The sequence below is a fragment of the Buttiauxella gaviniae genome, from assembly GCF_040786275.1.
In the GTDB taxonomy this organism is placed as follows: domain Bacteria; phylum Pseudomonadota; class Gammaproteobacteria; order Enterobacterales; family Enterobacteriaceae; genus Buttiauxella; species Buttiauxella gaviniae_A.
Genome location: NZ_JBFMVT010000002.1, coordinates 1,892,659 through 1,907,705, shown reverse-complemented (window position 1 = coordinate 1,907,705; position 15,047 = coordinate 1,892,659). Strand labels below are relative to the sequence as shown.

General features: G+C 51.0%; 13 protein-coding genes. 5 read left to right on the top strand and 8 right to left on the bottom strand.

Features of this window, described 5'->3' with window-relative positions; genetic code table 11:
- Positions 1 to 254 precede the first annotated feature (254 nt).
- Together AB1E22_RS09520 and mdtD are read left to right on the top strand one after the other, a co-directional pair.
- A complete protein-coding gene (locus AB1E22_RS09520) occupies positions 255 to 953 on the top strand; it encodes a FadR/GntR family transcriptional regulator (protein ID WP_367595115.1) in 699 nt (232 codons plus the stop codon).
- Between the two features lie 42 nt (positions 954 to 995).
- On the top strand, positions 996 to 2,378 hold the full coding sequence (gene mdtD, locus AB1E22_RS09515) for a multidrug transporter subunit MdtD (protein ID WP_367595114.1): 1,383 nt from the start codon (positions 996 to 998) through the stop codon (positions 2,376 to 2,378).
- Here mdtD and rbsR read toward each other — a convergent pair.
- From rbsR to kup, 7 genes are all read right to left on the bottom strand, one after another.
- Positions 2,375 to 3,367: a ribose operon transcriptional repressor RbsR gene (gene rbsR, locus AB1E22_RS09510; protein WP_367595113.1), complete on the bottom strand. Its 993-nt coding sequence runs from the start codon at positions 3,365 to 3,367 to the stop codon at positions 2,375 to 2,377. The two genes, mdtD and rbsR, sit on opposite strands and share 4 nt — an antisense overlap.
- 2 nt (positions 3,368 to 3,369) lie before the next feature.
- Positions 3,370 to 4,299 (bottom strand): ribokinase, encoded by a 930-nt coding sequence (gene rbsK / locus AB1E22_RS09505; protein WP_367595112.1) that lies wholly within the window; start codon positions 4,297 to 4,299, stop codon positions 3,370 to 3,372.
- A gap of 72 nt (positions 4,300 to 4,371) precedes the next feature.
- Positions 4,372 to 5,259: a ribose ABC transporter substrate-binding protein RbsB gene (rbsB, locus tag AB1E22_RS09500; protein WP_367595111.1), complete on the bottom strand. Its 888-nt coding sequence runs from the start codon at positions 5,257 to 5,259 to the stop codon at positions 4,372 to 4,374.
- Positions 5,260 to 5,285: 26 nt separating this feature from the next.
- A complete protein-coding gene (gene rbsC / locus AB1E22_RS09495; RefSeq protein WP_367595110.1) occupies positions 5,286 to 6,251 on the bottom strand; it encodes a ribose ABC transporter permease in 966 nt (321 codons plus the stop codon).
- Positions 6,248 to 7,762: a ribose ABC transporter ATP-binding protein RbsA gene (gene rbsA / locus AB1E22_RS09490; RefSeq protein ID WP_367595109.1), complete on the bottom strand. Its 1,515-nt coding sequence runs from the start codon at positions 7,760 to 7,762 to the stop codon at positions 6,248 to 6,250. The genes rbsC and rbsA overlap by 4 nt, the downstream gene beginning before the upstream one ends.
- A gap of 7 nt (positions 7,763 to 7,769) precedes the next feature.
- Entirely contained in the window at positions 7,770 to 8,189 is a 420-nt protein-coding gene (gene rbsD / locus AB1E22_RS09485) for a D-ribose pyranase (protein ID WP_367595108.1), read from the bottom strand.
- A gap of 191 nt (positions 8,190 to 8,380) precedes the next feature.
- Positions 8,381 to 10,249, bottom strand: a complete 1,869-nt coding sequence (gene kup / locus AB1E22_RS09480; RefSeq protein WP_367595107.1) for a low affinity potassium transporter Kup — start codon at positions 10,247 to 10,249, stop codon at positions 8,381 to 8,383.
- A 224-nt stretch (positions 10,250 to 10,473) separates the two neighbouring features.
- On the opposite strand from kup, the gene ravA reads away from it, so the two are divergent.
- Both ravA and viaA read left to right on the top strand, forming a co-directional pair.
- Positions 10,474 to 11,967, top strand: coding sequence for an ATPase RavA (gene ravA, locus AB1E22_RS09475; RefSeq protein ID WP_367595106.1), 1,494 nt, complete (start codon positions 10,474 to 10,476; stop codon positions 11,965 to 11,967).
- Positions 11,967 to 13,418, top strand: a complete 1,452-nt coding sequence (gene viaA, locus AB1E22_RS09470; protein WP_367595105.1) for an ATPase RavA stimulator ViaA — start codon at positions 11,967 to 11,969, stop codon at positions 13,416 to 13,418. Before ravA ends, viaA begins: the two co-directional genes overlap by 1 nt.
- A gap of 3 nt (positions 13,419 to 13,421) precedes the next feature.
- Here the strand turns inward: viaA and asnA are convergent, their stop codons facing one another.
- Positions 13,422 to 14,414 carry an aspartate--ammonia ligase gene (asnA, locus tag AB1E22_RS09465; RefSeq protein ID WP_367595104.1) on the bottom strand — a complete coding sequence of 331 codons (993 nt, stop codon included), beginning with the start codon at positions 14,412 to 14,414 and terminating at the stop codon, positions 13,422 to 13,424.
- Positions 14,415 to 14,570: 156 nt separating this feature from the next.
- Between asnA and asnC the strand changes: the two genes are divergently transcribed.
- A complete protein-coding gene (gene asnC, locus AB1E22_RS09460; protein WP_034499887.1) occupies positions 14,571 to 15,029 on the top strand; it encodes a transcriptional regulator AsnC in 459 nt (152 codons plus the stop codon).
- The last annotated feature ends 18 nt before the right edge of the window (positions 15,030 to 15,047 follow it).

The window sequence follows — 15,047 nt, the reverse complement described above, 5'->3', positions numbered from 1 at the left end:
GTCAAGCGTTTATTTTCGCTTTTCGTCTGCCTGACGGGCCGGTTTGTAAGCCGTTGTGCCGTGTCAGTGGAGGCGCAGTATAGGGATTTTCTGGAGGCTGACAAGTGTTTATTGCAAAAATATTACCGTCCGCGTTTTTTTCGCCAAAAACACTCCTGAAGCCGCATAACACCGGATATTTGCTGTTTTAAGCATCAGAAAAAGAGACCCGGTGGCATACTAATAATAGAAACAACGCTCAAGGAATTGCATTTATGTCTCTCTCTGCACAAAAACTCGCGGCACAGAAGAACCTATCCTATGTTCTTGCAGAAAAACTCGCACAACGCATCCTCAGAGGCGAATACGAAGCAGGAAGTATTTTGCCCGGTGAAATTGAATTAGGAGAACTCTTCGGTGTGAGTCGCACAGCTGTACGAGAAGCGGTAAAGACATTAACAGCTAAAGGAATGGTTTTACCCCGCCCACGCATTGGCACTCGCGTAATGCCTCGCGGTCACTGGAACTTCCTTGATAAGGAACTGCTGACCTGGTGGATGACCGAGGAGAACTTTAACGATGTAGTGGAATACTTCCTTGTTATGCGCAATAGCCTGGAGCCACAAGCCTGTGCACTTGCCGCGATAAATGGAAGCAGCGAGCAAAAAGCACTTCTCAGTGAAATGATGAGCGAAATGGTAAAAATGAAAAGTGCATTTGACCGTCAACGCTGGATAGAAGTTGATATGGCCTACCACGAACAAATCTATGCAATGAGTGGTAACCCTTTCCTCTGTTCTTTCGCTAACTTATTCCGTTCTATTTATTACAATTACTTTACCGCTATAACCGATAACGACGTTGTTAAGCTCGATTTGCACCAGGCAATCGTTGATGCCATTACCCAGGGTGATAGCCAGGCCGCGCTAGACGCCGGTCAGGCACTCTTAAAAGAACCTTTCTCTCACGGGTAAAGTCTCACATTCTCCTCGGTGCTTTAAAACATCAGGAAAAAAATGACTAAAACTGCTCGCAGTATGGCCGGGTTACCGTGGATTGCGGCGATGGCTTTCTTTATGCAGGCACTAGATGCCACTATTCTGAACACCGCGCTTCCCGCCATTGCCCACAGCCTTGGGCGTTCCCCCCTGGCAATGCAATCCGCGATTATCAGTTATACCCTCACTGTCGCAATGCTTATCCCCGTCAGCGGTTGGCTTGCTGATCGCTTTGGTACGCGGCGCGTGTTTATGTTTGCGGTAACCCTGTTTACTCTCGGCTCGTTTGCCTGTGCTATGTCCAACTCGCTCGGAGAATTAGTTGTCTTCCGCGTCATTCAGGGCATTGGTGGCGCGATGATGATGCCGGTCGCCCGCTTAGCTTTATTACGTGCCTACCCGCGCAGTGAATTACTGCCAGTTTTAAACTTCGTCACTATGCCTGGGCTTGTCGGCCCAATTTTAGGCCCGCTTCTGGGCGGTGTGTTGGTTACGTGGGCGAGTTGGCACTGGATTTTCCTCATTAATATACCTATCGGCATTCTTGGACTGATCTACGCCCGCAAGTATATGCCGAACTTTACGACCCCACGTCGCGGCTTTGATATGGGAGGCTTTCTTCTATTTGGTTTAAGCCTTGTACTGATCTCAAGCGGGATGGAGTTATTCGGCGAGCGTATTGTTGCCAGCTATATTGGAATTCTGACCATTCTCGGCGGATTTATTCTTCTGGCCGCGTATATCGCACACGCTCGTCGCCACCCGACGCCTTTGATCGCCCTCCCGATGTTTCGCACCAGAACCTTCTCGATTGGTATTGTAGGAAATCTCGCTTCACGTCTCGGAACCGGATGTGTCCCGTTCTTGATGCCTTTAATGCTGCAAGTGGGTTTTGGTTATTCGGCATTGATCGCCGGATGCATGATGGCACCAACCGCTATTGGATCGCTGCTGGCGAAATCGACCGTCACGCAGGTATTACGTAGATGGGGTTACAGAAAAACATTGGTGGGCGTAACGCTGGTGATTGGTTTGCTGATTGGGCAATTCTCATTGCAGTCGCCGGGAATGGAGGTGTGGCTGCTGATTTTACCGCTGTTTATTCTTGGGATGGCGATGTCTACGCAATTCACAGCGATGAATACCATCACACTTGCCGATCTCACCGATGAAAACGCCAGCAGCGGTAATAGTGTGTTAGCCGTGACGCAGCAGCTTGCCATTAGTCTGGGGGTTGCAGTAAGTGCAGCGGTACTTCGTTTATATGAAGGGTTCGATAATATTAATACCGTTGAGCAGTTCCACTACACGTTCCTGACGATGGGTGCCGTAACCCTCGTTTCGGCTCTGGTGTTTGCATTATTACGCCCGAAAGATGGGCGCAATATGATTAAGCGCTAAACTGAACTTCGCACCACCAGCTCAGGCGTCAGACACAGACGCTGCTGGCTCAGGGTGGGTTGCGCCATGCGATGAATCAGAACATCGACAGCCAACTCACCCAGTTCATCTTTAGGCTGATGAATGGTCGTGAGCGGCGGCGTCATAAAACGCGCAAGCTCTATATCATCATAGCCGACAACGGCCATATCCCTCGGCACCGTCAAACCCGCCTGATATAACGCATGATACGCCCCGACCGCCATCGCATCGTTGCCAGTAAAGACGGCGTGAGGCGGTTGACCAAGCGCGAGCAGGGAATTCATGGCGGTGAAACCACCCTGAAACTCAAAATCGCCGATAATTTCATACCCTTCAATAATTTCCAGCCCTGCGCGATGCATCGCATTGCGGTAACCTTCCAGGCGCAAGCGCGCGGGTGTTTTATCCTGCGGGCCAGTAATGCAGGCGATGCGGGTATAACCGTTATCAATAAGATGTTGCGTTGCCGTTTCGCCACCTAATAAAGAGTTATCTTGAATCACATCGCTTTCGCCTTCAAAGGGCGACCAGTCCATCATCACGGTAGGAATAGATGGATAACGGCTCATTATTTCTGGCGAAGGCAGATGGGTTTCGGTGCATAACAGTAAAAGCCCATCGACGCGTTTTTGCAGAAGCGTCTCCAGGTTGCGGTTCATACGCTGTTCGTCACCTTCGGTATTACACAACACCAAACTATACCCACGCTCAAAACAGCTTCGTTCAACGCCGCGCACTAATTCTGAGTAAAACGGGTTACTACTGGCGGTGATTAACATCCCAATAGTGTGTGTTTGATTGAGTTTGAGACTACGCGCCAATGCCGATGGCGCATAGTTAAGCGTTTTGATTGCCGCATCGACCCTGACGCGAATGGCATCACTCACGAAACGATCATTATTAATGACGTGCGAAACTGTTGAGGTCGAAACCCCCGCCATTTTCGCGACGTCTTTCATGGTAGCCATGATTATCCTTGCTGTTGCAAAAACTCGTCGATTTCATGGCGCCACGGCACGGAAGGTTGTGCCCCTTTACGCGTCACGGCAATTGCGGCGGCAGCATGTGCGAAACGAATCGCTTCATTCATTGGCTTGTCTTCCAGCAACGCGGTAACCAATGCCCCATTAAAGGTATCGCCTGCGGCAATCGTATCCACGGCTTTAACTTTAAAACCCGGAACGCGCAGCCCTTTGCCCTTTTCACTCAGCCAAACACCACGGCTGCCGAGCGTAATAATGACGGTTTCAATGCCTTTATCATGAAGAACGAGAGCCGCCTTCGCCGCATCGTCGTCATTTTCGACGCGCACGCCCGTGAGTTTTTCCGCTTCGGTTTCGTTTGGCGTAATCATATCCACCAGCCCGAGCAGTTCGTCGGAAAGCTCACACGCTGGCGCAGGGTTGAGCACCACTTTGGTTTTGTTCTGATGGGCAATTTTCGCGGCAGCCAGCACGCTTTCCAGCGGTGACTCGAGTTGCATTAAAAGCGCAGAGGCCTGTGCAATTTTTTGATTCTGTTCCGCCACCAGCTCCGGCGTTAATGCCCCGTTCGCCCCGGCGTGAATACCAATCACGTTTTCACCGGCGCTATTCACAAAAATAAGCGCAACGCCCGTTGATGCATATTTAATTGTGCTGATGGGGGATGTATCGATTTTGTCGCTGATTAACTGTTTGCAAACGCGGCTACCGGTATCATCGTCGCCTACGCAGGCAATAAAGGCAATGTCTGCGCCGCTGCGCCCGGCTGCAACAGCCTGGTTTGCGCCTTTTCCACCGAACGCGACCTGGTACTCATGCCCGGTGACAGTTTCACCCGGCGTAGGAAAATGTTCGAGGTTAAGAATATGGTCAGCATTAATGCTGCCCAGGACGACGAGATTGCCTTTCGTTTTCATATTTATCAGTCCAGTTAAGTGCGCCACTCCAGACTCAGGAGTGGCGCGGTGCCCTGCTTTTCTATTGTCGTCTTATTTAGTAACCAGCTTCAGGTCAACCGGGATTTTGGAGTCGACTTTTTCGCCTTTCAATACTTTGTCTGCGGTTTCTACACCGATAACACCAATCTGGTCAGCCATCTGAGCAACCGTTGCCCCCAGTTTGCCACCTTCAACGGCTTTCACACCGTCAGCCGTTCCGTCAAAACCCACCACCAAAACGTCAGATTTACCGGCAGTTTGCAGTGCACGCAATGCGCCCAATGCCATTTCGTCGTTCTGAGCAAACACAGCCTGCACGTCAGGATGCGCGGTCAGCAGGTTCTGCATCACGTTCAGACCTTTTGTACGGTCAAAGTCTGCAGGCTGGCTCGCCAAAACGGTAAACTTGTGCGCAGCGGTTGCCTGTTTGAAGCCTTCACCACGTTCACGCGCAGCAGACGCCCCCGCAATTCCCTGCAATTCGATCACTTTCGCGCCTTCACCCAGTTTTTTCGCGATAAAGTCACCGGCCATTTTACCGCCTGCGACGTTATCAGAAGCGATATGGCTGACTACAGTTCCCTGATTCGCCATACGGTCGAGGGTAATAACAGGGATTTTAGCCTGATTCGCCATTTTCACCGCATTACCTACCGCATCAGAATCGGTTGGGTTGATGAGCATCAGTTTGGTGCCGCGAACCGTCAGGTCCTGCACGTTTGCCAGCTCTTTCGCCGGGTTATTTTGCGAATCCAGCACCACCAGGTTGTAGCCCAATTTATCCGCTTCTTTTTGCGCGCCATCTTTCAGGGAAACGAAGAACGGGTTGTTGAGCGTGGAAACGACCAGCGCGATGGTATCTTTTGCCATCGCGTTTGCGCTAACAGTGGCGCTCAGTGCAACAGCGGAAACCAGGGTAGCCAGCTTTTTCATATTCATAGTCAGATGTCCTGTAGGGTTATGATTTACTGCTTTTTGTTGTCCACCAGCACCGCCAGCAAAATAACCACTGCTTTGACGATCATCTGGTAATAAGAAGAAACACCTAATAAGTTCAGCCCGTTGTTCAGGAAGCCGAGGATCAGCGCGCCGATCAGCGTCCCAACAATACGCCCCTTCCCGCCTGCAAGGCTGGTTCCGCCAAGCACAACGGCGGCAATAGCGTCCAGCTCATAGCCGGTACCCGCCGTAGGCTGCGCAGAGGAAAGACGCGCCACCTCGATGATCCCGGCAAGCGAAGCCAGCAGACCACAGAGTGAATAGACAATAATTTTGACTTTATTAACGCTGATGCCGGAAAGACGCGTCGCCGCTTCGTTACCGCCCAACGCATAGATGTAACGACCCAGACGCGTGTGGTGCAGCATGTACCACGCAGCCAGGAACACAACGCCCATAATCCACACCGGTGTAGGAATACCCAGCGGGCGACCGATCCCAAACCAGCCAAATACGTCTGCATTGTCAGAGAAGCCGGTGTTGACCGGACTCCCGTTGGTGTACACCATCGTCACGCCGCGCAGCAGAAGCATCATCACCAGAGTGGCGATAAACGCCTGCACCCGACCTTTCGCGACAATAACGCCCGTCACAGCCCCGATTGCAGCACCTAGCGCTAGCGCCCCGGCAACGGCTACCAACGCATTCACTTCCAGGCCAACAATTGAGGCGGCCACTGCTCCGGTGAGCGCCAGTAAAGAACCGACGGACAGGTCGATCCCGGAAGTCAGAATGACCAGTGTCATACCGACCGCCATAATGGCGTTCACGGAGGTTTGTTGCAGGATATTGAACAGGTTATTGACGGTGAAAAAATTCGGGCTAAGGCTCGAAACAACAGCAATCAGCACCAGCAGTGCGATCAATGATTTTTGCTCTAATAGCCACGCTTTAGTGAACCAGCGACGGCCAGCAATAGACTGGGTACTCATTTTACAGACTCCTGATTCACGCGATTTAGCTTGCCGACGGCTGCCGCCATGAGAATTTCCTGGGTGGCCTCTTCTCGGGTAAATTCCCCGCCCAAATGCCCTTCATGCATCACCATAATTCGATCGCTCATACCGAGGACTTCCGGCATTTCGGATGAAACAAGGATGATGCTTAGCCCATCGGCTTTGAACTGATTGATTAGCTGATAAATTTCTTTCTTCGCGCCAACGTCTACGCCACGCGTTGGCTCATCAAGAATCAGCACTTTCGGGCGCGTCATCAACCCGCGTGCAATAGCGACCTTTTGCTGATTGCCACCGGATAACAGGCCAATAGGCTGCTCCATAGACGGGGTTTTAACGTTGAACAAACGGATAAAATCCTGCACCGCCTGCTGCTCATCTTTGTGTTTCAGGCTGCCAACGTTATGGCTGAAATAGCGCAGCGCAGTCAGCGACATATTCTCTTTGACCGACATCCCAAGCACTAAGCCATCGCGCTTACGGTCTTCAGAAATATAAACAATGCCGTTTGCCAGGCCATCCTGCGGCGAACGCGTCACGACTTCACGGCCATCCAGCGCTACATAGCCGCCGGTACGCGGCAGCGCGCCATACAGCACTTTCATTAATTCGGTGCGGCCTGCGCCCATCAAACCGGCAACGCCGAGGATCTCACCTTTACGAAGAGTAAAGCTGACGTCATGCACGCCCGGTCCGGAAAGGTTATCTACACGCAGCAGCGTCTCACCGGGTTGTTTATCCAGACGAGGATATTGATCTTCAAGTTTGCGGCCGACCATCATTTCAATAAGCGAATCTTCACTTAACGTCACCACTTCGCGCTCGGCAATAAATTGCCCGTCGCGGAAGACGGTCACGTCATCACAGATCTCGAAGATCTCTTTCATGCGGTGAGAGATATAGACGATGCCGCGCCCTTGCGCTTTCAGTTCGCGGATCACCCGGAACAGAGAGTCCGTTTCGGTGTCAGTCAGCGCATCGGTTGGTTCGTCCATGACGATGACTTTAGATTCAAAGCTCAGAACCTTGGCGATTTCGACCATCTGCTGATCGCCAATCGACAAATCGCCCACCAGCCGCTGGCTGTTAAAACGCAGGTTAAGTTTGGCGAGTAATTTATCCGCCTCGGCATACATCGTTTTCCAGTCGATTTTGCCAAAGCGGTTTACAAACTCACGGCCCAGGAAGATGTTTTCCGCAATGCTGAGCTGCGGAATCAGGTTGAGTTCCTGGTGAATGATACCGATGCCCGCTTCCTGCGAAGATTTTGGGCCGTTAAAAGTGGTTTCTTTGCCAAGCCATAACAGCGAACCCGCATCACGTTGATAAATGCCGGTCAGCACTTTCATCATGGTGGATTTGCCCGCGCCGTTTTCGCCTACCAGCGCCATTACGCGCCCCGCGTAAACGTTCAGCGCAGCGCCTGAAAGGGCTTTTACGCCGGGGAACGATTTATTGATCCCTTTAAGTTGCAGTAACGTTTCCATACCGGCCTCAGAAGGTCACGCCAGCACAGAGAATAATATTCGCATACGGGGAACACTCCCCGCTGCGAATAACCGCCTGGCTATCGGCGGTGTGAAGCTTGAACTGCTCATGACTGATGTAACGAATAGAAATGGTGTTTCCCTGGTGTTGTTGCAGTTGCTCGATGTGTTTGAGCAACGTTTCGTGGAGTTGGGGATTATGTTGTTGGATTTCCGAAGCTAAGATCGCCGCTTCAACCTGCATCTCTTGCGTTACGACTTCAACGACCTGCATAAAACCCGGTACGCCATGAGTCAGTGCCAAATCAATACGCGGTGTATTGCGTGGAATGGGCAACCCGGCATCGCCAACCACTAACGTGTCAGTGTGGCCAAGACGAGAAATTACGGACGAGATATCAGCGTTGAGAACTTTGCCTTTCTTCATTTTCTTACTCCACTAGCGAAACGTTTCGCTGACCTAAAGTGTAGAAAATGTCGTGATGGGAAAACAACCAGTGCGTTACGAAATTGTGATCAACATCGAAACGTTTCGCTGTTCTGTTTCAAAAGGAATGAAATGAGAGCGCGTACATAACAGAACAAAAAAACACCCCTTCGATTGAAGGGGCGTAGATGTTAAATCTCGACCTGCGTTCCTAATTCAATAACCCTGTTTGGCGGGATTTCGAATTGGTCAGGGGCGCGTAACGCATTTCGTTGTAACGCCATAAACAGCTTGCCGCGCAGTCGTAAATACCATGGACGTTTGCCGATAATTAACGACTCATGGGACATAAAGAACGATGTCTCCATCATTCGGCAGCTTAACCCTTCCAGGCCGCAACGGTGGAATACCTCTTCCACGTTTGGCGTTTCACGCCAGCCGTAACTCGCCACCACTCGCCAGAACGTTGGCGACAACTGCTCAATAGAAACACGTTTCACGTTATGAACGTATGGTGCATCTTCGGTTCGCAGAGTCAGCAATACCACACGCTCATGCAGCACTTTGTTGTGCTTGAGATTATGAAGCATCGCAAAAGGAATCACGTTCAGCGCGCGGGACATATACACCGCCGTGCCAGGCACGCGTACCGGCGGCGACTTTTCCAGAGAGGCAATCATCGCTTCCAGTGAATTTCCGTGCTCGTGCATACGGCGCAGCAGACGGAAACGCTCGCTTTTCCAGGTCGTCATGATGATGAACATCAGCAGTGCCAGGCAGAGCGGCAGCCAACCGCCGGAGAAAATCTTAACGGCGTTAGCGGAGAACAACGGAATATCGATGAACAGGAAGCAAGCCCCCATCAGCAACACGCCAATTTTGTTCCAGTGCCAGTTTTTGCGCGCCACGGTACAAGAAAGAATAGAGGTCAGTACCATGGTACCGGTTACCGCTATCCCATATGCCGCAGCCAGATTACTGGAATGCTCGAAGCTCACGATGACGATCACAACGGAAATATAGAGTATCCAGTTAATCGCCGGAATGTAGATCTGCCCGGATTCCATTTCCGACGTATGGATGATACGCATTGGCGACAGATACCCCAGACGCACAGCCTGGCGAGTCAAAGAGAACACACCGGAGATTACCGCCTGAGAAGCGATAACCGTTGCCAGCGTTGCCAGAATCATCAGCGGAATCAGCGCCCAGTCAGGGGCCAGCAAAAAGAACGGGTTCTTAATCGCTTCCGGCGTTTTAAGCAGCAAAGCGCCCTGGCCGAAATAGTTCAGCACCAGAGACGGCAGAACAACCGAGAACCATGCAATACGAATCGGGAATTTACCGAAGTGGCCCATATCCGCATACAGCGCTTCCACACCGGTAATAGAAAGCACCACGGCACCGAGCGCGAAGAACGAAACGGTTTTGTATTCCAGGAAGAAATGCACTGCCCATGCAGGGTTCAGCGCATGAAGCACTTCAGGGTTTGCGATAATACTGCGCGCACCTAAAACGGCCAGCACCAGGAACCACAGCAGCATGACAGGAGCAAAGAGTTTACCGACCATGCCAGTACCGTGCTTCTGAATCATAAACAGCAGCGTTAACACGACTATCGACAACGGAACGATATAGGCATCAAGCGACGGCGCGGCTATCTCAAGGCCTTCTATCGCCGACATAACCGATATTGCAGGCGTAATGACCACCTCTCCATAGAAGAAGCTACCGCCGACCAATCCCATGATCACCAGCACCGACGTCATTCTCGCGGACGTATTTCGCCCGGCCAAAGACATCAGCGTCAAAATCCCCCCTTCACCGGCGTTGTCCGCCCGCATAACAAAGGTGAGATATTTTACAGAGACGACTAAGATCAACAGCCAGAAAATCAAAGACAAAAAGCCAAATACAGCGTCACGTTCTACGCCGAATCCAAATTGGCCAGACAGACATTCTCGAAGAGTATAAAGCGGGCTGGTACCGATATCCCCGTACACTACCCCAATTGCAGCCAGCGTTATCGCAGGCAATGATTGTTTATTATCAGCGCTCATAGACTAATCTTTTGTTGGAATCCTGAAAGCGTGTGCTTAGTCCCTTGGCCCACAAAAAGGCGCACAGTATGCACGATAATGAATGAAATCGTACCCCTAAATACAACAGGCTTAACTTATGTCAGGGAAAAAAGAGCCGCACCTCAATCCATTAACGATAATATAGAGGAACGAGATATTCGTTTTTCGCTCAGCGATAACCGCGTAAGGATGCAATGCTAATTATGGCTCAATCACATTTATTGGCTGAAAGAATTTCACGGCTTAGCCAGGCTCTGGAAAAAGGACTGTTTGAACGAAGCCACGCGGTACGCCTGTGTTTATTGGCGGCGTTGAGCGGCGAAAGCGTTTTCTTGCTTGGCCCGCCGGGTATCGCGAAAAGTTTGATAGCCCGACGTTTAAAATTTGCCTTTCAGCACGCCCGTGCCTTTGAATACCTTATGACGCGCTTCTCAACGCCTGAAGAGGTGTTTGGCCCGTTATCCATTCAAGCGTTAAAAGATGAAGGCCGTTATGAACGCCTGACCGCCGGTTATTTGCCGGAAGCTGAAATCGTCTTTCTTGATGAAATCTGGAAAGCAGGCCCCGCCATTCTGAACACTCTGCTGACCGCAATAAATGAACGGCGTTTTCGTAACGGGGCCAGCGAAGAAAAAATCCCGATGCGTTTGCTGGTGGCAGCCTCCAACGAATTGCCAGAAGCCGATAGCAGCCTTGAAGCGCTGTATGACCGTATGCTGATTCGCCTGTGGCTCGATAAAGTGCAGGACAAAGGCAATTTCCGTTCAATGCTCACCAGCCAGCATGATGAAAATGACAATCCGGTGCCAGAAAACCTACAGGTTACTGACGACGAGTATTTCGCCTGGCAGAAGGAAATAGGCACTGTCGGTTTACCCGATAACGTCTTTGAACTGATCTTCACCTTACGCCAGCAACTCGAAAATACCGCCGGGGCGCCTTATGTTTCAGACCGTCGCTGGAAGAAAGCCATTCGCCTGCTGCAGGCCAGCGCCTATTTTAATGGCCGAACAGCCGTCGCACCGATTGATTTGATCCTGCTAAAAGACTGCTTGTGGCATGACACCGCCGCCATGAATTTGATGCAACAGCAGCTGGAAATATTGATGACCGGACACGCGTGGCAGCAACACGCCATGCTCGGTAAATTAGGCGCCATCGTGCAGCGTCGTATTCATTTGCAACAGCAACATAGCGACCGCGAGGCGCTTACCGTCAACAAACAAGGCGGGATGTTCAGCCGCCGTCCGCAGTATCAGTTACCAGATTCCCTGACCGGAGAGACGCTGACGCTGCTGCTTCAGCAACCGTTGAAACTGCACGATATTGAAGTTATCCATGTTTCTATCTCCCGTGAAGCCTGCGCGCAGTGGCTAATAAAAGGAGGCGAACTCCGCGGCAAACTTAATGGGATCGGTTTTGCTCAGGTACTGAATATGGAAGTCGACTCCAGCCAGCACCTGGTGCTGCGCGATGTCAGCCTGCAAGGTACACGTCTGGTTCTGCCCGGCCAACAGCAAGAAGGGATGCCGGATGAGATCAAAAAACAATTTGACGACCTGGAAGCCACTCTCCACCAGCAGCATGAACGTTTTAACGATCAGCAAAAATGTTTGTTTATCCACAATGAATGGCTGGGAAAAATTGAAGCCAGCCTGCAAGACGTGGCCGAACAAATTAAACAGGCTCGTCACTGATGCTCAGCGTTGAAGCTCTCGATCTCATCCTCGCGATCGGCGAGGGTGAATTAATAGAAGAGATCATTATTACGCTCTTAGCCGCCCCGCAGTTGGCGGTATTTTTTGAGAAATTCCCCCGGTTAAAAAACGCCGTAACAAAAGATATTCCTCGCTGGCGCGAATTACTCAAAGCCAGGCTGCACGACACCAGCGTCCCGCAAGAGTTAACCCGTGAAGTGATGTGTTTTCAGGAAAGTCAGTTGCTCACCACCAGCCAGTTATCGGCAAAACTTCCAGAAATTTTGCGCCTGTTACAAAGCGTCGACTCACCGTTCTACGGGCAGGCACAAACGCTGGTGGCTGAAACCCCGCACCTGACACCCGCTCAACAAACGCTTTTTCTACAACGCTGGCGGCTTAGTCTGGTAGTGCAGGCAACCTCCCTTAATCAACAGTTGTTGGAAGACGAGCGCGATCAGCTTCTGGCAGAAGTTCAGCAGCGCCTGGCATTAAGCGGCCAGCTTGAACCGGTTTTGGTCGATAGCGATAACGCAGCCGGTCGGCTGTGGGACATGAGCGCCGGTTCGCTTCAACGTGGGGATTATCAGCTTATCGTTCAGTACGGTGAATTTCTCGCAAGCCAGCCTGAATTGTTAACTCTTGCCGAACAGCTAGGCCGTTCCAAAGAAGCCAAAGCGGTTCCAAGAAAAGATGCCCCAACCGAAACCTGGCGCATGTTAGTACGGGAGCCCGCCACGGTTCCTGAACAAGTTGATGGCCTACAGCGCAGCGATGACATCTTGCGTTTGCTACCACCGGAGTTGGCCACGCTGGGCATTAGCGAGCTGGAATTTGAGTTTTATCGCCGGTTGGTGGAAAAACAGTTGCTGACCTATCGACTCCATGGGGATTCATGGCGCGAGAAAATCGTTGAACGCCCTGTCGTTCATCAGGATTTTGATGAACAGCCCCGTGGGCCGTTTATTGTTTGTGTCGACACCTCAGGTTCAATGGGCGGCTTTAACGAACAATGTGCCAAGGCCTTTTGTCTGGCGTTAATGCGTGTTGCGCTGGCCGATAACCGCCGTTGTTTCATTATGCTGTTTTCCAGCGAAGTTGTGCGGTACGAGCTGAGTAGCTCTGAGGGTATTGAGCAGGCGATCCGTTTTCTGAGTCAACGTTTTCGCGGCGGTACCGATCTCGCCAGTTGTTTTCGGGCGATCGCAGAAAAGATGCAGGGAAGTGAATGGCATGACGCCGATGCGGTGGTGATTTCTGATTTTATCGCCCAGCGGTTGCCAGATGATGTTGTGAAGCAAGTAAAGGATCTGCAGCGCATACATCTGCACCGTTTTCACGCGGTTGCTATGTCGGCACATGGCAAACCCGGCATCATGCGCATTTTCGATCATATCTGGCGCTTTGATACCGGGATGCGTAGCCGCCTGCTGCGTCGCTGGCGGCGTTAAGCTTTACAGCAATGATTCAACACTGGCATGAACTTCAGAAGGCCACACGCCGCATTGCACCAGGCCAATGTGTGGCTGTTGAAGCATCAGCATCACCAGACGAGACTGGCCGATACCGCCGCCGATCGTTTGCGGCATTTCACCTTTCAGCAGCGACTGGTGCCACTCAAGTTTCAAACGATCGTCATCACCGGTTACGGCTAACTGGCGTTTCAACGTTTCGGCATCCACACGGATCCCCATAGAAGAAAGCTCAAAAGCATCTTCCAGCACCGGGTTCCATACCATAATATCGCCGTTCAGGCCTTTAAAATCGCCATGGCTGACGGTTGACCAGTCATCGTAATCCGGGGCACGAACGTCATGACGTTTCCCGTCAGCCAGCTTACCGCCGATGCCAATCAGGAAAACCGCCCCCAGCTCTTTTGCTATCGCTCGCTCACGGCCTTTTGCATCTAGATCCGGGAAGCGTTGTTGTAATTCTTCGCTATGAACAAAGTGAATTTGTTCAGGCAGGAAAGGCGTCAATCCATACTGCTCGCTCACTGCGGCTTCCGTGGCTTTCATTGCCGCCCAGATGCTTTCTACCGTTTGCTTTAGCGTGCCGATATGACGCTCGCCTTCACCCATTACTCGTTCCCAATCCCACTGATCGACATACACAGAGTGAATCGGGGTCAAACGGTCTTCATCGGGGCGAAGGGCTTTCATGTGCGTGTAAAGCCCTTCACCCGCGCTGAAGTCGTGCTGGCCGAGTGTTTTTCTTTTCCATTTGGCCAGCGAATGCACCACTTCAAACTGCGCTTCAGGCAAGGTTTTCACCTTAACCTGCACCGCTTTCTCGCAGCCAGATAGATTGTCCTGAGTACCATCACCCACGCGGCTAAGAATCGGAGCCTGGACTTCCATCAGACCAAGCTTTTCTTCCAGTTGACGGGAGAAATGGGACTTCACAAAACTAATCTGGCGTTGTTTAGCGATGTAGGCAGTTTTCATGGCTTTCTCTTTATTGTGTTGTGTTACTGAAGATGATTAAGCAACAAACATGGCCTAACATTCAATAATCAACAATAAAAAAGGCTTGCCTGTTTTTAATCGACTAATTTAAGGCTATAAAAGCTGAACTATCGTTACTAATCATAGGAAAAAGTGATGGATAATTATCAGATCGATAATCTCGATCGCGGCATTCTTGACGCTTTAATGGCAAATGCCCGCACTGCTTATGCCGAATTGGCTAAACAATTTGGTGTAAGCCCTGGCACCATTCACGTTCGCGTAGAGAAAATGAAGCAGGCTGGAATTATTACCGGGGCGCGAATCGACATCAGTCCTAAGCAGTTGGGATACGATGTTTGCTGCTTTATCGGCATCATTTTAAAAAGCGCCAAAGACTATCCTTCTGCGCTGGCAAAACTCGAAAGCCTGGAAGAGGTGACCGAGGCGTATTACACCACCGGCCACTACAGCATCTTTATTAAGGTGATGTGTCGATCTATCGATGCGCTGCAGCAGGTACTTATCAACAAGATCCAAACAATCGATGAAATTCAGTCCACCGAAACATTGATCTCCCTCCAGAACCCAATCATGCGTACCATTAAGCCCTGACAGCTATTTTTAATACCC